Source organism: Gemmatimonadota bacterium, from assembly GCA_026702745.1.
GTDB lineage: Bacteria > JAAXHH01 > JAAXHH01 > JAAXHH01 > JAAXHH01 > JAAXHH01.
Map to the genome: position 1 here is coordinate 72,611 of JAPPBT010000083.1, position 24,545 is coordinate 97,155.

Annotated in this window: 22 protein-coding genes and 1 pseudogene; 15 read left to right on the forward strand and 8 right to left on the reverse strand. The window is 62.5% G+C overall.

Translation table 11 applies throughout. From position 1 onward, the window contains the following. Positions 1-23: 23 nt before the first annotated feature. On the reverse strand, positions 24-326 hold the full coding sequence (locus tag OXH56_14200) for a MoaD/ThiS family protein (protein ID MCY3556462.1): 303 nt from the start codon (positions 324-326) through the stop codon (positions 24-26). Beyond that, positions 323-1,438, reverse strand: coding sequence for a sialidase family protein (locus tag OXH56_14205; GenBank protein ID MCY3556463.1), 1,116 nt, complete (start codon positions 1,436-1,438; stop codon positions 323-325). The genes OXH56_14200 and OXH56_14205 overlap by 4 nt, the downstream gene beginning before the upstream one ends. 335 nt (positions 1,439-1,773) lie before the next feature. Between OXH56_14205 and OXH56_14210 the strand changes: the two genes are divergently transcribed. Both OXH56_14210 and OXH56_14215 read left to right on the forward strand, forming a co-directional pair. Further along, the gene (locus OXH56_14210) at positions 1,774-2,178 is read left to right on the forward strand and encodes a VOC family protein (GenBank protein ID MCY3556464.1); all 405 of its coding nucleotides are present in this window, start codon (positions 1,774-1,776) and stop codon (positions 2,176-2,178) included. 11 nt (positions 2,179-2,189) lie between these two features. Beyond that, positions 2,190-2,750: a DinB family protein gene (locus OXH56_14215; GenBank protein MCY3556465.1), complete on the forward strand. Its 561-nt coding sequence runs from the start codon at positions 2,190-2,192 to the stop codon at positions 2,748-2,750. A 59-nt stretch (positions 2,751-2,809) separates the two neighbouring features. Here OXH56_14215 and OXH56_14220 read toward each other — a convergent pair. Both OXH56_14220 and OXH56_14225 read right to left on the reverse strand, forming a co-directional pair. Beyond that, positions 2,810-3,652: pseudogene (locus OXH56_14220) on the reverse strand (phytanoyl-CoA dioxygenase family protein). Positions 3,653-3,723: 71 nt separating this feature from the next. Then, the gene (locus OXH56_14225) at positions 3,724-4,494 is read right to left on the reverse strand and encodes a DUF481 domain-containing protein (protein ID MCY3556466.1); all 771 of its coding nucleotides are present in this window, start codon (positions 4,492-4,494) and stop codon (positions 3,724-3,726) included. A gap of 119 nt (positions 4,495-4,613) precedes the next feature. On the opposite strand from OXH56_14225, the gene OXH56_14230 reads away from it, so the two are divergent. The 6 genes from OXH56_14230 (at position 4,614) to OXH56_14255 (ending at position 9,500) form a co-directional block, all read left to right on the forward strand. Continuing rightward, the gene (locus OXH56_14230) at positions 4,614-5,618 is read left to right on the forward strand and encodes a Gfo/Idh/MocA family oxidoreductase (protein MCY3556467.1); all 1,005 of its coding nucleotides are present in this window, start codon (positions 4,614-4,616) and stop codon (positions 5,616-5,618) included. A 113-nt stretch (positions 5,619-5,731) separates the two neighbouring features. Continuing rightward, positions 5,732-6,025, forward strand: coding sequence for a class I SAM-dependent methyltransferase (locus OXH56_14235; protein ID MCY3556468.1), 294 nt, complete (start codon positions 5,732-5,734; stop codon positions 6,023-6,025). Positions 6,026-6,043: 18 nt separating this feature from the next. Continuing rightward, positions 6,044-6,478, forward strand: a complete 435-nt coding sequence (locus OXH56_14240; protein MCY3556469.1) for a hypothetical protein — start codon at positions 6,044-6,046, stop codon at positions 6,476-6,478. 18 nt (positions 6,479-6,496) lie between these two features. Beyond that, the gene (locus OXH56_14245) at positions 6,497-7,222 is read left to right on the forward strand and encodes an aldolase/citrate lyase family protein (protein ID MCY3556470.1); all 726 of its coding nucleotides are present in this window, start codon (positions 6,497-6,499) and stop codon (positions 7,220-7,222) included. 88 nt (positions 7,223-7,310) lie between these two features. Then, positions 7,311-8,324 carry an Ldh family oxidoreductase gene (locus OXH56_14250; protein ID MCY3556471.1) on the forward strand — a complete coding sequence of 338 codons (1,014 nt, stop codon included), beginning with the start codon at positions 7,311-7,313 and terminating at the stop codon, positions 8,322-8,324. Between the two features lie 81 nt (positions 8,325-8,405). Next, positions 8,406-9,500, forward strand: a complete 1,095-nt coding sequence (locus OXH56_14255; protein MCY3556472.1) for a Gfo/Idh/MocA family oxidoreductase — start codon at positions 8,406-8,408, stop codon at positions 9,498-9,500. A 35-nt stretch (positions 9,501-9,535) separates the two neighbouring features. Here the strand turns inward: OXH56_14255 and OXH56_14260 are convergent, their stop codons facing one another. Further along, positions 9,536-10,708: an aminotransferase class V-fold PLP-dependent enzyme gene (locus tag OXH56_14260; protein MCY3556473.1), complete on the reverse strand. Its 1,173-nt coding sequence runs from the start codon at positions 10,706-10,708 to the stop codon at positions 9,536-9,538. A 278-nt stretch (positions 10,709-10,986) separates the two neighbouring features. On the opposite strand from OXH56_14260, the gene OXH56_14265 reads away from it, so the two are divergent. Both OXH56_14265 and OXH56_14270 read left to right on the forward strand, forming a co-directional pair. After that, positions 10,987-11,928 carry a hypothetical protein gene (locus OXH56_14265; protein MCY3556474.1) on the forward strand — a complete coding sequence of 314 codons (942 nt, stop codon included), beginning with the start codon at positions 10,987-10,989 and terminating at the stop codon, positions 11,926-11,928. A 13-nt stretch (positions 11,929-11,941) separates the two neighbouring features. Then, positions 11,942-12,874 carry a PfkB family carbohydrate kinase gene (locus tag OXH56_14270; protein MCY3556475.1) on the forward strand — a complete coding sequence of 311 codons (933 nt, stop codon included), beginning with the start codon at positions 11,942-11,944 and terminating at the stop codon, positions 12,872-12,874. A 78-nt stretch (positions 12,875-12,952) separates the two neighbouring features. On the opposite strand, the gene OXH56_14275 is transcribed toward OXH56_14270, so the two are convergent. Together OXH56_14275 and OXH56_14280 are read right to left on the reverse strand one after the other, a co-directional pair. Beyond that, positions 12,953-14,320 carry an aminotransferase class V-fold PLP-dependent enzyme gene (locus tag OXH56_14275; protein MCY3556476.1) on the reverse strand — a complete coding sequence of 456 codons (1,368 nt, stop codon included), beginning with the start codon at positions 14,318-14,320 and terminating at the stop codon, positions 12,953-12,955. 4 nt (positions 14,321-14,324) lie between these two features. After that, entirely contained in the window at positions 14,325-15,737 is a 1,413-nt protein-coding gene (locus OXH56_14280) for a LamG domain-containing protein (GenBank protein MCY3556477.1), read from the reverse strand. Positions 15,738-16,136: 399 nt separating this feature from the next. Between OXH56_14280 and OXH56_14285 the strand changes: the two genes are divergently transcribed. Genes OXH56_14285 through OXH56_14305 form a run of 5 tightly spaced genes read left to right on the forward strand, consistent with a single transcriptional unit; the run spans position 16,137 to position 23,116 of the window. After that, entirely contained in the window at positions 16,137-17,885 is a 1,749-nt protein-coding gene (locus tag OXH56_14285; GenBank protein ID MCY3556478.1) for a hypothetical protein, read from the forward strand. Between the two features lie 14 nt (positions 17,886-17,899). Beyond that, entirely contained in the window at positions 17,900-18,619 is a 720-nt protein-coding gene (locus tag OXH56_14290; GenBank protein ID MCY3556479.1) for an ABC transporter ATP-binding protein, read from the forward strand. A gap of 20 nt (positions 18,620-18,639) precedes the next feature. Next, the gene (locus tag OXH56_14295) at positions 18,640-21,006 is read left to right on the forward strand and encodes an FtsX-like permease family protein (protein MCY3556480.1); all 2,367 of its coding nucleotides are present in this window, start codon (positions 18,640-18,642) and stop codon (positions 21,004-21,006) included. 13 nt (positions 21,007-21,019) lie between these two features. Continuing rightward, positions 21,020-22,201, forward strand: coding sequence for an efflux RND transporter periplasmic adaptor subunit (locus tag OXH56_14300; GenBank protein ID MCY3556481.1), 1,182 nt, complete (start codon positions 21,020-21,022; stop codon positions 22,199-22,201). 30 nt (positions 22,202-22,231) lie between these two features. Then, a complete protein-coding gene (locus OXH56_14305; protein ID MCY3556482.1) occupies positions 22,232-23,116 on the forward strand; it encodes an alpha/beta hydrolase in 885 nt (294 codons plus the stop codon). Between the two features lie 52 nt (positions 23,117-23,168). Here the strand turns inward: OXH56_14305 and OXH56_14310 are convergent, their stop codons facing one another. Then, entirely contained in the window at positions 23,169-24,356 is a 1,188-nt protein-coding gene (locus OXH56_14310; protein MCY3556483.1) for an MFS transporter, read from the reverse strand. Between the last annotated feature and the right edge of the window lie 189 nt (positions 24,357-24,545).

Genomic DNA, 24,545 nt, shown 5'->3' on the forward strand with positions numbered 1-24,545 from the left:
AAGTTCGGCGCGTCTTGACGCCGCTACCCGCCGGCCACCGAACCCACGATCCGGTAGGGTTCCTCGCCTTGCGCGATGGCTTCCGGGACCGGCGTGTCGGGCGATTCGAGGGAAAGGTCCCGCCCGCAGCCAAAGAACCGTACGAGGGGCCGGCGGCAGCCCGATCCGTAGTCCCGGACCGTTCCGCCAAGCTGCGGAAACCGCGCTTCCAGCGCATCCAGGATCTTGCGCTGGGTCACGACCCCGCCGGCGACCTCCAGGATGACTTCCTTGTCCCGGCAACCCGCCAGGTTCCGCAGGTGATAGGGCAGCATGACGCGTATCATGGGAGGGTCTGGACTTCGACGGACATCACCGGCGGGAGATTCTCCACGATGGCGGTCCAGTGGTCGCCGCCGTCTGGGGATACATAGACCGCGCCACCCGAAGTCCCGAAGTAGATCCCGCAGTCATCGAGGGTATCCACGTCCATGGCGTCCCGCAGGACGTTGACGTAGCAGTCTTTCTGCGGCAGTCCCGAGGACAGCGGTTCCCATTCGTTCCCGCCGGTCCGGCTCCGGTAGACGCGCAGGTGGCCCTCGTCCGGGTAGTGCTCGGAGTCGCCCTTCATTGGGACGACGTAGATCGTTTCGGGCTCGTGGGCGTGCACGCTGATCGGAAAGCCGAAGTCGCTGGGCAGGTTGCCGCTTACGTTGGTCCAGGAATCTCCCCCGTTGTCGCTGCGCATGATGTTTCGGTGGCTTTGCATGAACAGCGCGTCCGGATGGGATGGATGCATGGCGAGTCGATGGACGCAGTGGCCCACTTCGGCCTCGGGTTCGGGCATGTAGTCGGAATGCAGGCCCTTGTTGATCGCCTGCCAGGATGCTCCACCGTCCAGGGACCGGAACGCACCTGCCACGGAAATGGCGACGATTATCCGGTTCGGGTCGCCCTCGTCCAGCAGGATGGTATGCAGGCAGAGCCCGCCCGCGCCCGGATGCCAGCCCGAGCTCGAAGGGTGGTTTCTCAGGCCGGCCAGTTCGTGCCAGGACCGGCCCCCGTCTGTGGAGCGGAAGAGTGCCGCGTCCTCGACGCCCGCGTATACCGTATCCGGATCGGAGAGCGATGGCTCGAGGTGCCAGACCCTGTTGAACGCCCATGGACACGGGTTGTCGTCGAAATCGAGGTGGGTGCCCACTTCGCCTTCGAAAGTGAATTCGTTGCTCACCGGATCCCAGCTCTTTCCACCGTCGTCCGATTTCTGCACCAGCTGCCCGAACCAGCCCGTGCCCTGGGCTGCATACAGGCGATCGGGATCGACGCTGGAGCCCTTGAGGTGGTAGACCTCCCAACCCCCGAAATGCGGGCCGTCGATGTCCCAGTCTGTTCGGACGCCGTCCGATGACAGTATAAACGCCCCTTTCCGCGTGCCCACCAGTACCCTGACCGTACCCATAATCGCTCCTGTTCCTTGTCTGCATTCCACCTGGACACCTGGTTTTCAATCCTGCAATCCGTCTGAATACCAGGCCCCGGTATATGGTATGATAATGTAGGTATGGGACCGGTATGTGTCAACATCCCACCTGCCGATCCGGCAGGGCGAGTAGAGCCGAAACCTGTGGCGTCATACCCGTGCCATTCGTACATTAACCTGGTTTAGGGAAATGCATCCTATCCAACGCGAGGGGTCGACTTTAGTGCCTGAAACGCGGATAGAAGCGCTCGCAAGTACATGGCATCATAAAGTAAAAAGCATTACTGAACGATGCGGATTAATGGAGGAAGAAAATGCGAATCGAAATGACGGGCGTCTTCGTGAACGACCCCATCGAAGCGCACGAGTTTTACACGAAGATACTGGGCTTCAAGGAGATCATGTTCGTGCCGGAGGCCAGTCTCGCCATCGTAGCTTCTCCCGAGGAACCCGAAGGCACAACCCTCCTGCTGGAACCGAAGGGTACCGAATGGTCCCAGGTCTACCACAGGGAGCTTTATGATTCGGGGATGCCGTCCATCGTGTTCTCGGTGGACGATATCGCTTCCGAGTACGAACGGCTGAAGAAGCTGGGCGTCCGGTTCAGCGTGGACCCGACGAAACAGGACTTCGGCATCCAGGCCATTTTCGACGATTCCTGCGGCAACTTTATTGCGCTCGTGGAACTGAATGAAGGCGCCTGGCAGACCACACCCTGAAAGGAGAAAACGTGAACTGGACCGAAATACTGACTCGTGAACTGCATTACTCCTACCTGGCGGCAGACGGATTGATGGACCTCGTCGAGGATGAGGATCTCGACTGGAAACCGTCGTCGGGCGACAACTGGATGACGACGGGCCAACTGCTTTTTCACGTGGGCGAAGCTTGCGGTATGGCGATAAAGGGTTTCGTGACCGGCGACTTCGGTCTGCCCGAAGGCGTCAGCGTGGACGACATGGGATCCGGGGATATGTTGCCTCCGGCCGAAGCGATGGCCACGGTCGCCTCGGTGGCGGAAGCAAAGGAAAAGCTTGCGGCGGACCGGGACCTGGCCTTCGAAATGCTCAAGCTGGCCGGCGAGGAAAGAATGCAGAACGAACCCGCCCCCGCGCCGTGGGACCCTTCCACGCCCGTACTCGGCCATCGCATGCTTGAGATGGTGCAGCACCTGGTTCAGCACAAGGGGCAGTTGTTCTACTACCTGAAACTACAGGGCAAGCCGGTCAACACCATGCACCTGTGGGGCGGGGAGCTCGCCGAAGACCGCGATGCGGAGCGTAAGGAGTAGCGAGGAGTAGCAAGGAACAGCTCGGTATAGCGGTCCGGCTGTTGCCGCGCGGTTGCCCGCTAGATTTTGCCTTCCTTTTCCCACCGGGCGAAGAGTTCCTGGCGATAGCGTTCGGCCTTCTCTTCGTCCTTCCTGGCTCTGGCCGCGAAGTAAACCAGGCCCAGTGCGGCGCGTCGTCGGTCGGACCGGTTCGCGTCCGCCCGGTGTATGATCATGCTGTGATGGGCGAATACGTCGCCCGGGCTGGCGCGCATGGCCACTTCCCGTTCCCGGTCCTCGTCGGAAAAATCGGGTATCCCCTGTGTATTCCCTGTTGTTCGTCTAAGTCCTACGAGCAAGCCAGGTTACACGATCCGGCGTTATGCCTGTACCAACAAACAGCCCACACCCTGTGAAAACCCGAGTACGTTGGACGTCCGGTGGGGACGCATGCCCCGCCGGTGCGATCCCCGCACGTAACGCATGCATCCGTTTTCCTCGTCGATTTCATCCAGGGCGATCCACAGGGTCACGGCCTCGTTGGGTTCCAGCATGAAATAGAAGCCGTCCTGGTGGGGCGGGGTGACGTCGCCCACTCTGGCTGGCTTGTTGAACCACTGCGGATTCTTGGGAAGCACGCCGTCCGCGAGCAGGAATCCGGCCAGTTCGGCAAAACCGTAGGACCCGAACAGCTCGTCGAAGTACGGGTCCAGTTCCGCCATGTTCTGCAGCCGCTTGATGGACGACGGGTCCTCCTTGACTTCGTAGAAGGCCGTCGTATCGGGCGCCTTCGGAAGCACCTCTTCGATGAACCGGTCGATGTTACCGTTGATCTCGGCCGCTTCCTCCGAAGACAGGTACCCCTTGAGCAGCACGAAGCCGTCACGGTCGAAATCCTGCTTTACACGGTCGTTAAACTCCATTTATTCTTCTCCTCTTCTTGGGCCGCGCGTCCTGGTTTAACCATAATGATTCACTTTCGCTATCTGTCATACTAAAAAGTCACGGCCAGGCCGTTCTCCAGCACCGTATCCAGCTTGCTGACGCCTTCCGGCGGTCGGCTGTCGTAGCGCATGACGAAATTCAGGGCCAGCACGAGCGGTCCGGCCAGGTCGATCTCCAGGTTGAATTCGCCAAGGACGCGGGTGTCGCCGATCTCGTTCCACAGCGGTTGGAAATAAACCGTGCAAGTGGACACGACGCGGTCATTGACGGCGATTCGGGAGGACAGGTAGTGGCTCCAGCGCACGACGGTCGCGTTGTCGGGGTGGTCATCAGCCGGATTCAATTCGCTCAGTCTCTCGTGTTCCACGAAGGCGGAAACGCCTTCCCACAGCTGGAAACCCTCGGACTCGACCAGGTGGAATCGAAGCCCACCACCGGCCAGCATACGGGCATCGAGCCGATAGGTTGTATCATAGTTGTACTGGGTGAACGCCTCGATGCCGACCCGTCCATGCAGGGGGTAGTGCTGGCGGAGGTGGATCAGTCCTTCATCGGCGAAACGCTCGCTCTGTTCCCATCCGAAGTCGTTACGGGCCAGCATGAACGTGTTCACCCTGGGGTGGTCGAAGTCCAGCCGTCCTTCCAGACCGATTTCCTTCAGATCCGTATTCCCCGTATGCATCTCCAGGTTGAGCGCCAGGGCGCCGGAGAATCCCGTAGCACCTGCGTCGCCGCGCAGCGCTTCGATGTTCACCTGGGCCGCCGAATGACCGGTCGCCAGCGCCAGCGGCAGGAAGACGAGCAGGTAAAGGTATCTCAAGCCGGAGTCTCCGGAATACTTAGTGCTTGCCATACCGATCCGCGGCGGTTTTCATTGTCGTAATATACTTCGGTTCTGGCCTGCAGTGAAACGATAAGTAATCCTGCGAAAGACATATCATGTCCAACATACGCGTCGGGCTGATCGGATACGGCGGGTGGACCCGGATAGCCTTCGTGCCTGCCCTGCGGCAGCACGACCGGGTGAAGATCGTTTCCGCCGCGGCGTTCAGCGAAGCGTCTCAGGGTCGCATACGCGAGGAGCTGGGTCCGGATGTGCGTGTCTATGGCGGTTTCGATGAATTACTGAGCGGTCCCGAAATCGACGCTGTCATGATGGCCATCCCCGACGCCATCCACGAGACGGCCATGGACGCCGTGCTCGATACAGGGATCGCCGTCTACTACGAACCACCGCTCGCCGACCATCCCAGCGGCATACGAAGGATGCTGAAACGGCTGGTCGCGGCCGGCCAGGTTACCCACGGCGATCTCGAAATCGGCTACGCTTCGGTCGTCCTCCGTACGGCGGAACTGTTAAGATCGGGGACGATCGGCACCCCGCAGACCGTCCATTTGAATCTGCGGTGCAATTGGGCGGGGTACGATGGCCCCGACCTGAGCCTTGCCCACCATCTGGGGCCCTGGTACGTGGACGGACTGAACAGCATCATCGGCCGGTCGCCTCGACGGGTGCTCGTCATGGACGGCCACGGGCAGGTGGGCCGGCGACAGTTTCACAGTCTGGTCAATTTCGACTACGATGGCCTCTGGGGCACGATCCACCTGAACATCGACTCGGTCGATACGCTGGAGACCACGATCGAGGTGACCGGTGACGAAGGCGACTTACACGTAGACTATTTTCGCAACACAATAAGATTGCGCACGAAGACAGATCCCGAAGTCAAGGAAATCAGCGTGGAGCCCGCGAAGCCGGTCGTCGGTGGCTGGCCCGGCGAGGCGGAAAGCGTCGCCGACTTCCTGGACGCCGTGGAAAAGGGCATGCCGAACCGCACCTATGCCCGGATGGCCGCGGGGCTCTACCTCACGGGACTGGCCATTGAGCGGTCGAAAGAATCCGGCGGCTGGGTAGAAATCGAGGAGGTGGCCGGACTGGCTTGATATGCGGACTGGTATTGAATTCCTGTCCGGCAAGATATACAGACCGGCCCGAAATCCGGACCGACCAGATATCAAAAGAAGCGGGAGAGAGGCATGAAAGGCGGGGGTGCGCCATGAAAGGTGTTCGAGTAGATCCGGAACGGCGTGAAACGCGGATGCTCAGACGGCACGTGCCGTTCGCCGGTGCGCGCGTCCTCGACATCGGTTGCGGCGACGGCCGGTTGTCGAACCGGATCCGGGGATGGATCGAATCGATTGCCGGGGTCGATCTGACCGGGCAAGACGTCGCACGCGCCCATGCCCGGAAGCGACTGGACGGCATCGCTCGCTTCGCCGTGGCCGATGCGTCCCGCTTGCCGTTCCAGGACCGGAGTTTCGACCTGGCTATGTTCTCGTGGTCGTTGTGATGAGTGCGACATGAGGGCATGGGGCATGCCCTTCACGAAGCCTGTCGTGTACTGAAACCCGGTGGCCGCGTCGTCGACATCCGTCCGTACTTCCCTGCACACCTGGGCAAACGCCGGCACGCGAGGCAGCAGGTGTACTGCAAGGTCGCCCACGAAGCGAATCGGGTGGCCACGCTGGCCCGTGAATACGTCGACTTTCACTTCGCGGACCGGGTGGTGGCCGAGGCGATCGCCGGCCACAAGCTCGAATTGAGTACGTACATTGATTTCGTTTTCCGGCACTACTTCGACAGCCTGGAGCTGTTCGACCGGTGCCGGGCCCTGTGGTGGGACAAAGCGCACATTCCCGTCTCGGACCGGCGCCTCCTCGAACGAACCTTGAGGCGTCAACCCTCGACTGTAATTCGTGTAGATACACCAGTTCAACTACAGGTACTGACGAAGATTAAATAGAAGAGGGAGCGTTCCGTCATGGTCAAACCCATCTCGCTGAAACACCGCATCCGTGGCGGCGAAATCGTGACCGGCCTGGGCGTATCCATGGATTCCGGCCGGGAAGACCTGGAACGGTATCTTCAACAGGGCACGATCGATTTCTTCAACGTGGACTGCCAGCACGGCCCCCAGAGCGAGGACCGGATCGTTTCCTTCTGCGCCGCTGCCGAGGCGTTGGGCGTGCCGGTGATCCTGCGCATCAAGCATACCCGGCACACCTACCTGATCGGGAACTACCTGGACCTGGGCCCCGCGGGTATCCTCGTTCCCGAGGTCAGGGAGGAAGCCACGGTGCGTGAGGCGGTCCATTTCTTCTACTATCCACAGTTCGGCAGCAGAAGCTGGGGAGGTAACGCGCGCCACGGAATCGCCGGTCGTGCCGACCGCCTCGAGTATGCGGCCTGGTGGAACGACACGGGCGTCCTGTGGCTGCAGCTCGAATCGGTCGACGCCGTACTCAATTGCCGGAAGCTGGCGCTGGAGGGCGTAGACGTCCTCACTTTCGGTCCCAACGATCTCTTGTTCGATATCGAACGGTACCAAAACCCGCCGTTCCGGACGGTGGACGACTGCGTCCGCCACGTTGCCGGGGAGATGGAGGGTACATCCGTCGCCGTCAGCCTGGCGCTCCTGGACCCCTCCGATCGCCAGAAGTACATCGACATGGGCCTGACCGTACTCCAGACGCCCATGGTGGTCTGAGCCGGGTCCGTACGCCTGGTTCTCGCCAGTTCACAAAGGCCATTTCCACCAACGTGTGGATTCCGTAACAACCCCAAAGGAACCATTGATGAATCGTCCGCCGGAAGCTTACATCCATGTCGATGAAACATCCCTGCTGGCCTTCACGACGGCCTGTTTCGAGAAGGTAGGCCTGTCCGGCCACCATGCTTCGATCATCAGCCGGCTGCTGGTAAACTCCGACCTCAGAGGCGTTCGCAGCCACGGGGTCCGCGCGGCATCCGGCTATACGCGGTCCTTCGCCGAGGGGCATCACAATCCACGGCCCAGTGTGCGGATCATCGCTGAATCGCCCACCTCCGTCATCGTGGACGGCGACGGGACGCTCGGGTACTGGCCCATGGTGGATGCGACGGAAGGCGCCATCGCAAAGGCCCGTGAAACCGGACTGGGCATGGGATTGGCCCGGCATATCGGGCATTATGGATCGGCGGGCCACTACACCCGCATGTGCATGGAGTCGGGCTGCATCGGATTCTCGGTCCAGGGTTACCGCAACATGGGGGATGCCCGCGGCCAGGATCCGAAGCCGCAGATCGGTTACTTCGGCAATCCACCGCTCTGCTTCGGCATGCCGGCCGGCGATGAACCGCCCATCGTGCAGGACGTGGCCACGCGCATCCTGGCCGACTATCAGCATTCGCCCGAATTCGACGATCTCCTGTCCCGCATACCAGCCGCCTTCTTCAAGAGCATCGGTTACGGAGCGGTCGCCACGGTCCTGGGATGTGCGCTGGCCGGCGCCGCGTTGCCGGAGGCTGACGAAGTGCAGGCGCGGTGGCCCGGTGCAAGTCACGGCGGCATGGTTCTGGCAATACACATCGAGACGGTGATTCCCGAGGGGGATTTCAAGAAGGAAGTAGACCGTTTCGTAAAGGATGTGAGAGAAACCTACGAGCCCATGCCGGGATATGACGAGGCCTTGCTGCCCGGCGCGATCGAAGAAACGCGCGCGGCACTCCACCGGGAGCAGGGCATCCGGTTCGGCGAGATCGAACAGCGCACTGTACGGGAGATGGGCGAGCGGCTGGATGTACCGCTGCCCTGGAGTGATCAGGACTAACCGGGCTAACCAGACTAACCAGTAGGTCCCCCAAAGCCGCTCTTAGCACTGTATCTTCATTCAGTCGAGAGGAGAAACAACGTGGCAAAGTACCGGGCAGGACTTATCGGACTCGGCTGGATGGGCATGCTTTACGATCTCGCGCAGAGGACGGGCGTGTGGGACGTGGACGACATCGATCGCCCGACGCCCGAATTAAACATCCACCGGCGCTTCCACTACCACGAGAACCCGGGCACGGAGGGCCTGCCCTCTTCCTACGCCGAAGCATTGTGGGACCGCCCGGACGTCGAACTGGTCGCGGCAGCGGAGCGGGATGTGAAACGGCTGCGCGCCTTCCGGGAACGGTACGGTGTCGTGTCCCTTTATGATGACGCCGGGGATATGCTCGCCATAGAAAGGCCGGACATCGTGGCCGTGGCGACGAACACCAAGCATCGCGCCGATTTCACCTGCCTCGCCGTCCATCATGGCGCGAAGGGAATTTTCACCGAGAAGCCCATGGCCCATACGCTGGAAGAAGCGGACCGGATGGTGCGCACCTGCGCGGAAGCGGGCGTGCCGCTTAGCTGCGGCGCGATCGCCACCACCCATCCATCCTTCGCCCGTGCCGGCACCCTGGTGCGCGACGGCGGCATCGGGGAGTTGCTGTCGATTGAAGCACCGGGACCCTTCGCCCAACACCAGAACTGGTCCTATTTCGTGGACAGCGTACCGGCCTGGGTAATCGGAACCGGCGACGAACCGCGGCGGGAATCGGGAAGCGACGAATTCACGGGTCAGGGCCTGATGGTGACCGAAAGCGGCCTCGTGGTCCATTTTCGCAAGGGCGCACCCGGCGTGCGCCTGCACGGCAGCAAAGGCGACCTGGCCTACGATTTCCCCACGGGCTGGCAGCGATGGGAGGCCATGGAGGTGAAAGGCCGGCCCTACCGGGTGGAAGTGCCCTGGCCGGGCCCCCAGTTCGTGCCGCCCTATGGCGGGGTGTATTCGCTGAACGACGTGATGGACTGCCTGGCGGGGAAGCTGGACGAGCCCAAGAACTCCGGCCGCAGGGTCGCCATGGCGCTGGAAGTGGAGATCGCCCTGAAACGTTCCTCCGCGCTGGGCGGCGTGCGCGTCGACCTGCCCCTGGAAGACCGTTCGCTGGGTCTCAACTACGACTGGTTTCGGTAGGGGAGTTGTTCCGGAGGCCCAGTCCGGGCCTGGATCTACGAATCCAGCCCCTCTCGCTGCACCCTCCGGATCCCCGACGTCAACCGCTCCAGGTCCTCGTCCGAATTGAACACGTGGGTCGAAACACGGGTGCTTTCCGCCGCGAATTCGAGCGGGGAGACCAGCACTTTCTCATGCTGCTGAAGGCTTTCCGACAGAGGGCCCGCCTCCAGGCCCGGTACGTGGAACGTAACGATGCCCGATGAATCGCCGTAGGACGCCGGCGTTTCCAGCACCAGTCCCGGGACCTCGAGCAATGCGGCCTTCATCCGGTCGGTATACGCCGCGATGCCGGCGAAAATCTCCTCCCACCCCAGCCCGTCCCAGATATCCAGTGCCTTGCCGAAACCCGCCTGGTCCGGCACGCTCCGCGTGGCGAACTCGAACCGCCGGGCTTCGTCGTGCAGGGCCATGTTTCCTTCCTGGTCGAAGGTTTTCTGAGAGTGGGACCCGATCCAGCTCGGCTTGAGCCAATCGATCCGGTCCCGGCGGATGAACAGGCCCCCGGTGCCCTGCGGCGCCATGGTGTACTTGTGCCCGCAGAAGCTGTAGAAGTCGCAGTCCAGCGCCCGCACGTCGATCGGTATGGCCCCGAAGGACTGGGCGCCGTCGAAAAGGACGGGCGTGTCTTTCCCATGGGCCAGGTCGCAGACCGCCCGGCCGGGCAGGCGCAGGCCGGTGCGTCTCGAGACGTGACTGACGCTGACGAGACGCGTGCGGCTGTCGATCAGGCGGTCCATCTCCTCGAGCGTTCTGCCAAGGTCGTTGTACATCGGCGCGAACCGCAGTTCCACGTCGTACCGCCCGGTCAGGTTGTACCAGGTCAACCGGTTGCCCGGGTGCTCGTGGTCGGTTAGCAGTACGTTGTCGCCCGGTTTCCAGTCGATGCCGTTCGCCACGATGTTGATGCCGATCGTGGTATTCTCCGTCATGACGATCTCTTCGGGCGTGGCGTTGACGGTACGGGCGACCTTACCCCGGATGTCCCGTTTCTGTTCCTCGATCCGCTCGGAGACAAAGGGCAGGGCGGGGCCCCGGCTCTGGAACTTCAGCCAGTGGACGACTTCATCGACGACGGGGTTCAGTTTGGGAGAAAACCCGCTGGTCTGGAAATACGCGTATCCGTCCAGATCGGGCAGCATGGCCCGTACGTTTGCGGTCAGTGACATGGACCTGATTCCTTGTGGATTCGGGTGGCATTTCGTGGTCCGGCCTCATCCTGGCCGGTGTCGTCCAGACCGGTCTCATCCTGGCCGGTCTCGTCCTGGTCGGAATGATGGATGGACATTGCAGCATCCAGCCTTGCTCGACGTGAAATGGTAGGGTTGTCCGGGAGAACTGTCAATTGAAATGGACTTGACGCCGGCGACCGGTGTGTTAATATGCCCGCACCTCCTTGCTTCATCGATATCCAGAGCCGGAATACCCTTGCCAGGGAGTACCCGACGTGTTCAGACTCGAGGGCCACCGCATCGGAGATGCCTGGTATTTTACCGATGGTGCTACCGTCCATGCATGGTTTCTCGCCATGCCCCTAGATCATAAAACAGGATGGAGAATCGACCACTGCGTTTCGGATGACCTGGCGCACTGGGAATACCAGGGGACGGCACTCGAACCGGGCTCACCGGACGCGTGGGACGGCAAGTCCCTGGCGACCGGCAGCGTTATCCGGCGCGACGGGCGGTACTGGATGGCCTATACCGGCCACAAGCACGAGGCCGCCTTTGTCCAGCGCACGGGAATGGCGGTCTCAGACGACCTGGCAACCTGGTGCAAACTTTCCGAAAACCCGACCTCGGTGGCCGATCCCGCGTTCTATGAGATCGAATCGACCGGCCAGCGGCAGCTCACCCACTGGCGGGACCCCTTCCTCCTGGACACGGGAGGCCGGGTCCAACAGTACGTCTGCGCGCGGCGCACTGACGGGGACGTGGCCGAACGGGGCAGCGTCGGTATCGCCCGGTCGGTTGACATGATCCACTGGGAATGCCTCCCGCCGCCGGAACACGATCGGATGACCGAGGAAATGGAAGTGCCCCAGGTATACTTCATCGAAGGCCGTTGGTATCTCGTTTTCTGCACCCATGAATTCTGGCTGGCGTCCTCCTTCAGGGACCGTTTCCCCGGTCATCCCTTCAGAAGCACCGACTACGCCATGGTGGGTGATTCGCCACTGGGTCCGTTCCGGATTCACGGCACGGGCGAGATCATGCCCGAAGCGCCGGCGCATCGCTTCTATGCCAGCCAGCTCGTAGAGCACGGCGGTGAATGGTTCCTGCTGGGTACCGAGGGTCTGGATGCGGAGAGCGGCCTTTCGGACCCATTGCCGGTCGATGCGGACGAAACGGGCATTCACGTGAAGCAGAGCCTGTTGACGAGAAGTTGAAATGAGGAACCGGATGATGACTCATGACGTCGTCGGCCTTGGATGCGCCTGCCTGGACTTTCTGGGTATCGTGCCCCACCTGCCGGACCAGGATGACCAGGTCTGGATGAGCGCCTCGACCCAGCAGGGCGGTGGGATGGTCTCCACCGCGCTGGTCACGCTTTCCAGGCTGGGGGTGTCCACCGCCTTCGCGGGCAAAGTCGGGGGCGACATGGCGGGCCGTGCCGTGAAGGAGGAATTCGACCTCTTTGGTGTCGACTCGGAACATTTGATCGTGGAGCCCGGTGCTACGACCCCCGTCAGCATGATTCTCGTCGATGAATCGACCGGGCAGCGCACCATCATGGCCGGTGGGACGACCGTGGATATGTCCCCTTCGGAGATACCAGCTGGAATGATCGCCGACGCTAAGTACGTGCATCTGGACACTACGGGCCGGCAGGCCGCGCTGGCTGCCGCGGAAATCGCGGACGCAGCGGGCGTGCCCGTGGTCCTGGACGCGGACAGCCTGTCCCGCCCGCAGGATATCGAGGATCTGCTTCGGGCGACGGACTACCTTATCGCTTCACAGGTGTTCGCCGAAGCGCTGACCGGCCGGGCCGATCCGGCGGCTGCCGCGAAGTCTCTGGCTGGTTACGGATCGTCCGTCACAGTCGTAACGCTCGGTGAAGAAGGCAGTTACACGCTGGCATCCGGCAGGTCATTCCACACGCCGGCGTTTCCCGTAGAGGTTGTCGATACGACTGGCGCGGGCGACGTTTACCACGGCGCTTACATTTTCGGCCTGCTGCAGGAATGGAGTCTTGAGAAGAAGGCTGTGTTTGCCTCGGCTGTCGCCGCCCTGAGCTGCACCCGGCTCGGAGGACGAACCGGGATTCCGGATTTACGCTGTACGTTGGATTTCCTGCGGGATCGTGGGTCGGAGCACTTCAACGACGGGGACTAGGTGCGTCGAAAAAGCGGTTCAAGGCTGGACCAGCGACACAAACGGCGGAATATGACCCCACCGGTTTCCGGCCGGCCACTACATGATTTCCCTCATCACCTCGAGCAGTCGATCGATCTCCGCCGGCGTGTTGTAGAAGTGGGTGGATACCCGGATCATATCGTGAGACCGTCTCTGGTCCCGGCTCACGATAATGCCGGCCTTTCCACGGAGGATCCCCCGAAGAAGCGAGGTGTCCCATCCCTCGACGCCGAAGGAGGTGATGCCCGGACTCGACAGCGCATGGTCCGTGGAGGTTCCCAGGCTGATTCCGGGCATCTCCATGAGCTGTTCCTTCAGATAGTCGGACAACATGCGGTCGCGGGCGTATATCGCGTCCATTCCTATGGAATCGAGAAAGTCGAGCGCGGGTTTTATCGCAGCCCGGATGGGTCTTTCGTACGTGCCGTGGGGGCCAACGCGCCAGAGTTGCTGTTCCCGGTCGTCCCACGGGCCGTTGCCGTCGGACGTGGGCCAGAAGGTCTCCTGGAATCCCTCCCGGACATACAGACAACCGGTGCCGGATGGGGTCAGCGCCCACTTGTGGAGGCTCGTGGCGAAGAGATCGCACCCCATCTCATGCAAGTTGACGGGGGTCATTCCGGGCGTCTGGGCGCCGTCTACGGCTGACACGATACCCTTCTCGCGGGCCATGTCGCACAGTTCTTTGACGGGGTAGAGCAGTCCTGGACCGCGGGTGACGTGGCAGAAGAAAACCACTTTAGTCCTCGGGGTCAGCGCCTGTTCGAACAGGTCCACCACTTCCTGTTTGCTCTTCGGAGGACTGGGAATGTGAACCTGGTTCACCTGTATGCCGAATCGCCGGGCACGCCGCGTCCAAGGCTGGATGCCCGCGATGTGCTCATCCGAAGTCATGAGCACTTCGTCCCCGGGTTCCATCCGAATCCCGTTCGCGATGACGCTCAGTCCTTGCGTTGCATTCCGAGTCAGTACCATTTCTCTCTCGTCCGCCCCCAGAAACCGGGCGGCGGCCTTCCGGCTTGCTTCCACTTCGTCCCAGAGTTGGGACCTGCCTTCGCTGCCGGTTTCCGCGAGATACACGTACCCGTCGTAGACTGCCCGTGTGACCGGTTTCGGACACAGCCCGAGGGTCCCGTTGTTCAGATAGATGGTATCGGGGTTCAGGTGGAACTGCGCGCGGACCTTCTCCCAGTAGGCTTCGTCGTCGATCCTGGCGGGCGGACCGGGCGGACCGGGAGGAGCCGCTACATTTTCCTGTGCCAACGCCGCTGTCGCGTCCCACATCGAGGTCGCCGCGACACCGGCCGCCGCCGCGAGACTTCCTTTGAGAAACTGGCGGCGGCTACCGGGTTCATGGGACGCTTCGCCGTCCGGCTCGGGCCGACCGTGCGGTATTTCGTCTGCAAGGTCTGTATCGCGATTCATGCGGTTACTCCTGTGCCTCTTCGAATAGGGATTCGATCTCCCGGTGATTCAGCGGGCGGTTATACAGTCTGACGTCGTCCAGGTCCAGGCGCGACAGGTTCCATCCGCTCCCGAAGGTAGCGAAGGTCAGCCACATGCGGCCCAGTTCGATATACCGGTAGGGATTCGGCGTCACCTGTTCCGCTGAAAGTATACCATTGACGTAGATTTTCTGATCCATGAGTCCGTCAGGCCGGGTATTCAGGGTCGCTGCCACGAACGTCCACGCGTCGGATGCGGGCTTCGATTCGGTCATCACTTCCCATTGCGTCGCCACGTCGTCCACGCGAAACCCGACTTTCCCTGTTTGTATCGACATCGAATAGGGGTCCTGTCCCCAGGCGCCGTCACCGTACCAGAGCACCTGGCTGTACTCGGTTTCTGTATCGAACCCTCTTATCCAGCACGTAATGGTCAGGTAATGGAGGAGATCGAGTGCCGGGTTTTTTACCACCGCCCAGTCCTCGCTGCCATCGAACCGCAGCGCTCTGTCCTTTCGACCTTCAATGGTCTCCGGCTGTCCCATCACGATGGATTTCAGCCCACTGCCCGACACGTCGCGCATTTCGGCGGTCTCCATCGGCCAGTGGGCCACCAGGGCTTCTTCGAGCGATGACTTCGGCGGATCCGGCACTTCGATGCCCGGCAGGGGCGGAGGCTGCCATCCATTCTCCCGTGTCAGGGCCAGGATGGCCTCCGGAGAGAGCGTTTCCGTGTAGATACGCACGTCGTCGATCACGCCCTTGAAATAGAAATCCGGTTCGCCCGAACCCTTGCGTCCTACGTAGACAGGTTCCTGCGGGTGCGGCGGGAAGGGCGCTTCGGCTTGATCATGCAGTACACCGTCCATGTAAAATCGGTGTACCTTCCCGTCGTGGGTAGCGACCAGGTGCCGCCAGACGGAGGTCCCGACAGGACGGGTAATCAGGGGATCGCGGCCCCTGCCCATGATGTGCCACGTGGGCAAGGGGCCGAATGCGCTGAGTTGGAAGACGCGTCGTTCGCCGGATCCGCCGCTGTCCTGCGTGATGACACCGTTGGTCCAGTACCGGGAGAATGCGTCATCGTCGTATTTTACCCAGACCGAGAGTGTAAACGCCTCGGCGGAAAGCCGCGGCGGCGGTGCGATGCGGATATGGTCGTTCCGGCCGTCGAAGGCGTACGCGGCGTCGGTCTGTCCGAAGCGGTCAGACGTAAGCACCGGACCGAACACCTCGCCGTGATGCCCGTTTCCGCTCGTATCGCGGGCGTCGCCGTCGAACAGCAGCTCGAGCACCAGGTCGGATTGGTCGACCGTTTGCGATTGGGCCGCAGTTACGACCGGATGCGTGAGGAGAATGGACAAGGCGGACATCATCAAAACGACGCGACTGATCATACGGCCATTCCTTTCAATCAGGCTGAACCCGAGTCAGGCAAGTGAGACCCGAGCCAGACAGGCAGGACCCCAGGTCACCGGCACGACGGCATTTCTACAGGTACACGGACAGGGATGCACGACGACAGAAAACGCGATTCGAGTGGTCCTGGCACAGCACCTCAGACTCGGCCACGATCCGCTTGACGATAGATGATTGAAGCCCTATCTTCCTGTCGATCATCCAAACGGATCGAGAACGTAAATGCAGTACGTTCAATAAAATAGCCTGCCGTCTGGAACGACAGGCCCGGTTCCGGGTCCCTATCCGGAAGCGTACAGCGAACCCTGATTATCGTTACTACTTTTACAATAGTCAACACCATAACATTCATTCTTGATTGAACGTCAGGATCCTTCATGCCTTCACGCATCAATATGGACATCGACACCCCCATGGCCCCGCCCCAGTGGGCCTTGCTGGAGCGAGCGCTCATCCGCTCCATGTCCCAGGCGCTCGAACTCTTCTACGACAAGTACTTCGACGAGAAAGGCTACCTGGAATGCGTGCCCCGCTGGGGCGCCCTCGACGGTCCGGACGATGCCATCGAAAACCTGGCGAACTGGCCCGTCGTCTACCTGCTCGGCGGGGGTGACCGTATTCTGGACATGTGCAAGACAGCGCAGGATGGCCATATCCGCCAGTACACCGAGGCGAAGACCGTCGACGTGCCCTTTGCCAGGGACGGCATGTACTACAAGGAATTCCCGGTACACAGCGACTGGGCCCATCACGCCGAGGGCCTGGTGGTGTTCAACCTGCTGGGCAACTGCGATCCGGACGACGAAAACCATATCCGCCGGGTGAGAAGGTTCGCAGGGTTCTACATGGACGAGGATCCCCAGGCGAAGAACTACGACCCGGAACGCCGGTTGATACGGAGCATGTTCAACGGCAGCCGGGGGCCGATGCTGCGAAAGACCACCGCCCTGGACTGGGTCGGCGACCCGTTGGAAGACGGCCGGTTCGACCTGTTGCACGGGCAGCGCGATTACGCGGAGATGTGCGAGCGTTTCGAGACCTACAACGACGTGGCGGGCGACCACCCGCTGAACCTGACGAGCACGGGACTGGCCTTCAACGCCTATGCGCTCACCGACGAAACGAAGTACCGGGACTGGATCCTCGAGTATGCGGACGCGTGGGTGGACCGCACCTATGCCAACGGGGGCGTGATCCCCTCGAACGTGGGGCTGGACGGCGTCATCGGCAGCGCCTGCGAGGGCCGGTGGTGGGGCGGCGTCTACGGATGGGACCACAAGGTGTTCGCCCATCGCCACGGCCGGCTGGACAATTTTACGCTGAATGCCGTCGCCCACGCCGTTGACGGGTTCGGCAACGCTCTGCTGCTCACCGGCGACCAGAAGTACGTGGACGTCTGGCGCACCGTCCTCGAATCGGTCAATGCCAACCAGAAGGCCGTGGACGGCGTCACCATGTATCCGCACATGCACGGAGACGACGGCTGGTACGATTACGCGCCCGAACCCTATGACCGGGGCGCGGTCGAGGTCTACGACTGGTCCATGAACCCGGACGACCGCGCGCTGGCCGGCGACCAACCCTGGCTGGATTTCCTGGACGGATCGAATCCCGGTTTTCCCGTGGACGTGTTGAAGCAGGACTTCGAGGATCTGCGGGGGCAGGTGGAGAAGATCCGCAACGATACGTCGACGCCGGACACGCGCCTGTCGGACAATCCCAATCCCTTCAACCCGGCGCGGATCGAGACCCTCGTGAATCTCATGACCGGGGGGCCGAGGCCGGCCTACGCCCGTCCGATGCACTGCCGGCTCTGGTACTTCGATCCCGATCGGGGCCGGCCCGGCGTCCCGGCGGACGTGGCCGCCCTGGTCGACCGGATGGATCCCGATGGGCTGGACGTGCACCTGGTGAACGTCAACCCGGTCGATGCACGTACCGTGACCGTCCAGGGCGGCGCCTACGGCGAGCACCGGGTGAGCACGGTCGAATTCAACGGGCGAAGTGTTACCGTTGACGATACCGATTTCACCGTACGCCTGGCGCCCGGATGCGGCGCGCGGCTGACATTAGGCCTGCGCCGCTACGTCAACCAGCCGACCGCCCGGTTTCCGTGGGACCGGTAGAAGGAGCATCTACCATGACCGTCGACCAGGCGAGTCCGGTGTTCCGGGCCCGGCGCATTTCCAAGGTCTACCGCATGGGCGAGGTGGACGTGTCCGCCCTCCGGGGGGTCGACCTGGACCTGTACGCGGGCGAGCTGGCCGTCTTCCTGGGGGCGTCGGGAAGCGGCAAATCGACGCTGCTCAACATCCTCGGCGGGCTCGATGTGCCCACGGACGGCCAGGTTTACTACCGCGAAAGGGAACTGACTGCGGCGGACGAGCGCGAACGGACGGATTTCCGCCGGAAGTCCGTGGGTTTCGTCTTCCAGTTTTACAACCTGATCCCCAGCCTCACGGCGCTGGAGAACGTGGAACTGGTCACCGAAATCGCCGACCGGCCCATGCCTGCGGAGGAAGCCCTTCGCCTGGTGGAACTCGAATCGCGCATGCACCACTTCCCAGCCCAGATGTCGGGCGGAGAGCAGCAGCGCGTGGCCATTGCCCGGGCCATCGCGAAACGCCCGGAAGTGCTCCTGTGCGACGAACCCACGGGCGCCCTGGACTACGCGACCGGCAAACGGGTGCTGGAAGTGATCGAGAAGGTCAACAGCACGCTGGGCACCACGACCGCGGTCATCACCCACAATGCGGCGATCGCAGACATGGCCGACCGGGTCATTCGCCTGCGCAGCGGCGAGATCGTCGAAGTTTACGCCAATGAGGCGAAGAAACGCCCGGACGAATTGAGCTGGTAGGCTGCCGGATCGAGCAAACCATGACCATCCTGAACCGCAAGGTATTCCGCGAACTGGCGCGCATGCGAGGCCAGGTCATCGCCATCACGCTGGTGATGGCCTGCGGGATCATGGTCTACGTTTCGTCGCGCCACACCTATATCGCCCTGCTGGAGTCGCAGGAATCCTACTATACCAAGTACCGTTTCGCCGACGTGTTCGCCGGCATCAAGCGTGCGCCGGCGCCTGTCGCGGAGCGCATCGGCCGGATACCGGGGGTTTCGAGCGTCCGCACCCGAATCGTGATGGACGTGAACCTGGATGTGCCCGGCCTGAATGAACCCGCGATCGGCCGACTGGTTTCCATGCCCGAAGTGCGCAGGCCCGTGCTCAACGACCTGGCGATCCAGGAGGGCCGCTACCCGGCGATCGGCCGGCCCGAAGAGGTGATCATCAGCGAAGCCTTCGCCCTGGCCAACGGCCTGGCGCCGGACGACTGGATCGGGGCGGTCATAAACGGTCGGAGGAAGGCGTTGCGCGTCGTGGGCATCGGCCTGTCGCCCGAATACGTCTACGAAGTGCAGGGATCCGGTTCCATCTTCCCGGACAACCTGCGCTTCGGCGTGATCTGGATGAGCCGGGACGCCCTCGGCGCCGCCTTCGACATGGAGGGCGGGTTCAACGATCTCTCGGTCGCCCTTTCGCCGGAGGCGCGCGAGCGGGACGTGATCGACCGCATGGACCTCATTCTCGAACCCTATGGGAGTGCGGGCGCCATCGGCCGGGGCAGCCAGATCTCCCACAAGTTCCTTTCGGACGAGATCCTGGGCCTGAGCGTATCCAGCAACGTCACGCCGGCCATCTTCCTAGGGATCGCGGCGATTCTGCTGCACATCGTGTTCTCCCGCATGGTGCGGGCCCAGCGGGACCAGATCGCCATCATGAAGGCCTTCGGCTACCGCAACCTGTCGATCGGATGGCACTATCTGAAATTCGCCTTCCTGGCCGTATCCGGCGGGACCCTTCTCGGCATCGTGGGCGGCTTCTGGATCGGCCGGCCGCTCACCGGCATGTACCAGGCATATTACCGTTTCCCCGACCTGGTCTACGAGCTGCACGCCGACGTCATCACCCTTTCCGCGGTGATCAGTGTTTCCGCCGCGTTGGCGGGCACCCTGCACGCCCTCCGCGCGGCCATGGCCCTGCCACCCGCAGAAGCGATGCGGCCGGAGTCTCCACCCCACTTCAGGCCGCTCGCAATGGAACGCATGGGCCTGCACCGGATGCTCTCGCCGGTCTGGCGGATGATCTTCCGCAACATGGAACGGAGGCCGGCCAGAACGATGCTCTCCGCCTTCGGCATCGCCATGTCGGTGGCGATCCTGGTCATGGGGCGTTTTACCTTCGACTCCATTGAATACATGATCGACTACCAGTTCCGCACGGTACAGCGCGATGACGCGGCCGTCGTCTTCGCGGGTCCCCGTCCCGCGAGTGCCCGGTTCGAACTGGCCCATCTGCCCGGTGTCGTCCGCTCCGAGCCGTACCGCGCAGTGCCCGTCCGGCTTCGTGCCGGTCATCTGGTGAAGCAGACCGCCATAACGGGACTAGATCCGGCCGGAGAACTGAGGCAGCTGATCGACCGGGACGGCCGGGTGCAGTCCCTGCCGCCGGAGGGTATCGTGCTGAACAAAACGCTGGCAGACCTCCTGGCGGTTCGTGAGGGCGATATGCTCGCCGTGGAAGTCCAGGAAGGGTCGAGAATGCAGGGCAGCCTGCCGGTAACCCTGATCGTCGACGAGTTGATCGGCACCACCGCGTACATGGACAGCCGCGCACTGAACCGGTTCCTGGGCGAAGGCCGCACGATCTCCGGCGCCTATCTCTCCGTGGACCCGCTCCGGGCGGCCGAGTTGTACAGCACATTGAAAGAGACACCGGCCGTGGCGGGTGTCGCCGTCCGCGAGGCCGTGATCAAGGGCTTCGAAGATACCATCGCCGAAAGCACAAACGCCACCACGTTCACGCTGACCATTTTCGCGTGCGTCATCGCCTGCGGCATGGTCTACAACGGCGCCCGCATCGCCCTGGCGGAACGAAATCGGGAAATGGCCAGCCTGCGGGTGCTCGGGTTCACCGAGCGGGAGATATCGGTCGTCCTCCTGGGTGAGCAGGCCATCATCACCCTTTTTTCGATACCGATTGGATTTCTGATCGGTTGGGCATTATGTTATCTTGCCGTGGACGCCACCGCCCAGGAGCTCTTCCGGATGCCGTTGGTCATCACCGGAAAGACCTACGCGTTTGCCTTCCTGGTCGTCACCGCCGCGGCCGTGGCGTCCGCGTACATCGTCCACCGGAAACTGCGATACCTGGATCTGGTCGGAGTGCTCAAGACCCAGGAATAACTGTGAGACCGTCATGAAAATACGTCGCAAGCACATCATCTCCTTCGTGGTCCTCGCCATCGTCCTGGTCCTCCTCGTCCGCGCGTTCATGCCGGCGCCGGTCCTGGTCGACTCGGCCACCGCAGAGATAGGCCCCCTGCGGGTGACGATCAGCGAGGAAGGCAGGACCCGCGTAAGGCAGCGCTACCTGATCACGGCCCCGGCGTCCGGCCGGCTGGCGCGACCGGCGCTGAATGAAGGGGACCGGGTCGGCCAGGGCGATGAACTGGCGCGCATCACGCCTACACCCCTCGGTTCCCGCGAGTCCGCGGAGGCCCGCGCCCGGATCGAGACGGCCCAGGCACTGGTCCGCGAGGCCGAGGCGAATGTCGCCCGTGCGCGGGTGGAACAGGAAGAAGCGGCCCGCGGCCGGGACAGAGCGGAACAGCTCGCCGCGAGCGGAAGCATCTCGAGGGAACGCCTGGAGCGCGCGGTGCACGAGGCAACGGTTGCCGAACGGTCCCTGGAGTCCTCCCTCTTCCGCCACCGGGCGGCCGTCTCCGAACACGAGGTCGCCCAGGCGGCGCTTCTTGCGCTGCAGGAGGAGCGCGGCGACGCCAGGGCCATTCTCTCCATCGCGGCGCCGGTCGGCGGCCGGGTGCTGCGCCTGTTCGAAGAAAGCGAACGGGTCGTCGCCGCGGGTACGCCCCTGCTGGAAGTGGGCGATCCGGGCGACATGGAGGTTACGATCGATGTGTTGTCCACCGACGCCGTAAGGGTCGCCGTCGGGCAGACGGTTCTGATCGAAGAGTGGGGCGGCCCCGATCCCCTCTCCGGCAAGGTGAGCCGTGTCGAGCCGGCCGCGTTCACGCGCGTGTCCGCGCTGGGCGTGGACGAACAGCGAGTCAACGTCATCGTGGACCTGGACGAAACGCCGGTGGAAATGGGCGATGGGTACCGCGTCACGGGACGGATCGTCGTCTGGGAGAATGAGGACGTGCTCAAGATCCCTTCCAGCGCCCTGTTCAGAATAGGCGAAAGCTGGGGGGTCTTCGTCATCGAAGAAAGCGTCGCGATGTCGCGGGAAGTATCGGTGGGACAGCGTAACGGGATCGAGGCCGAGATCCTGGATGGCCTGTCGGCCGGCGACCCCGTCATTCTGCATCCCAACCCCCGCATCGCGGACGGGGTCGGTGTCGAGACCCGGACGGACTGAAGCCGTGGAGAGGAATCACGGGAATTGGAGATGGAGAAGCGCACCGGCTTCGTCGAGGCAAACGACGGCGTTCGACTCTACTATGAAGACACAGGAATCGGGAAGCCCGTCATCCTGATCCACGGCGGCGGGTTGAGCCTGGGTTGGTGGCGCAAACAGGTTCCGGCCCTCAGCCAACGATTCCGGGTCATTGCCGCCGACACCCGGGGCAACGGCCGGTCCGACAAGACCCCGTGGGGCCACCGCACGGCCCGGTACGCCATGGACGTGCGCCAGATCATCGAGACGCTCGATCTCGATGAAGTTACCCTCGTGGGATGGTCCATCGGTGCCCGGACCGTCCTTTCCTACATCGAACTCTTCCGTAATTACCGGCTCAATGGTGTTGTGCTGGTGGACGAAGTACCCAGCATCGAAGTCCATAGTCCGCCTGATCCGCCCGATGCCGACGCCGAGCCCGATGCCGACGCCGAGCCCGATGCCGACGCCGAGCCCGACGCCGAACCCGAAACCAGACCTGGATCCGTGACCGACGCTCCGCCTGAGGACGAGACCGAGCGCAAGCGCCGGCAACTTCGGGATATGTTCGTCTCCCTGGACGTCCCGGACGCCGAACTGGACGTGCTGCTGGAGGAAAGCAGGGAGAACACGCCAGCCCAGGGAGTCACCCTCGGCCCCGATTACCAGGCGCAGGACTGGCGTCCCATGCTGCCATCCATCGACCTCCCGGTCCTGATCACCACGGGCGGCAAAAGCGGTGCTTACCCGGGCTGCAAGTACATGAACGAACACATCCCGGGTGCGCGCATGGAAGTCTTCGAGGACAGCGGCCACGCGCTGTTCTACGAGGAACCCGACCGGTTTAACGCCGTCGTCACAGCGTTCGTGGACGGGCTGCATCCGGACGCGACCTGATCCGGTCGGATGCGCATGACGCATCCCCAGCCCGCCGACTGTACTCACCCGTTTATGCCTTGCGCGTTTCGGGGATGAACCGCCATATGATGAACCCCATGGCAAGCATGCCCGTACCTCCGATCACAGAACTGAGCACGTAACCGACCTCGGTATAGACGACGCCCGCGACCGCGCTGCACAATCCCATGGCCAGTTGGCCGGTGGCGATACTCAGGCTCATCAGCGAACCGCGCCGCTGCGCCGGCACGATCTCGGACAGCAGCGCCTGGAGGGGACCCATGCGGCCCGACACGAGTACCATGATGGCGAAAAAGAGCGGGTAGGCGATCCAGAAATCCGTCATGATGGCCGTCGTAAGGGTCATGAGGACGAAGAGCCCCAGGCAGCCGCCCACGACCAGCACTTTCCGGCCGATCCGGTCCGAAAGGCGTCCGGCCCAGGGTCCCACGATGACGCTGGCGATGCCGGCGACCACGAACAGTGAAGCCACCTCGTCGTTCGTCACTCCGAAAGTCTCCTTGATCCATACGACCAGGTAGATCACGTAGAAGGCGATCCCCGAGAACATCACACTGTAGGCGCCGACTGCCGCCGCGGTCGACGGCGTCGTGAACAGGGACGCGTAGTGCCTGACGACTGATCCGATCGAAGACAGGCGCGCCCGGGCCACGGCCGGCTGCAGGGCCAGCCTCCAGACCAGGACAAATGAAAGCACCATGGGCGCCGCGAAACAAACGAAAGGCGCGGCAAAGCCGAATCGGTCGGCCAGGATCGTTCCACCCGGAATGCCCACGATCTGTCCCACGGCTACGGCGGTCATGACCACGCCGTTGGCCCAGCCCCGCCGCTCCGGCGGAAAATGATCCCCGATATAGGCCGGCGCGACGCCGCTGAGGATGCCGGCGGCCATGCCGGACAATGACCGGATAAGCAACAGGGAAGCAAAGTCCGTAACGAAGCTGTGCATGAAAAGGGTCACGCACATGGCCCCGGTGCCGATCATGAGGATACGTCTCCTGCCCATCGCGTCCGAAAGCGGACCGGTGACCAGCGCGCACAGCCCGAGCATGACCGAATAGACCGAGACCAGTGCGCCGAGGTATTCCCTGGGCACGTCGAACTGCTCCTCCACGATGGGCAGTATCGGCGTCATGATGATCGTCTGGCTGCTCGCGGCGAACATCATGAACCAGAGCGCCAGCAGGATGCTAATGTCGGCGAAAGTACTCGGTCGCATTGGGCCAAAGTCGGTGCCTTCCTGAGCGCATGATATTATGGTTAGGAGTTTAAGTTGTTATAATATAATTCTTAAAGTAGTTACCTTGCTTGCTCACTAGTTGCTCTGTCGTTGCCCAGGAAAGCGCGGTTATCCTGATGCCAAAGCCGATTACGCCTGTAGTGGATTAGCGTGGGATGGATGTATCGT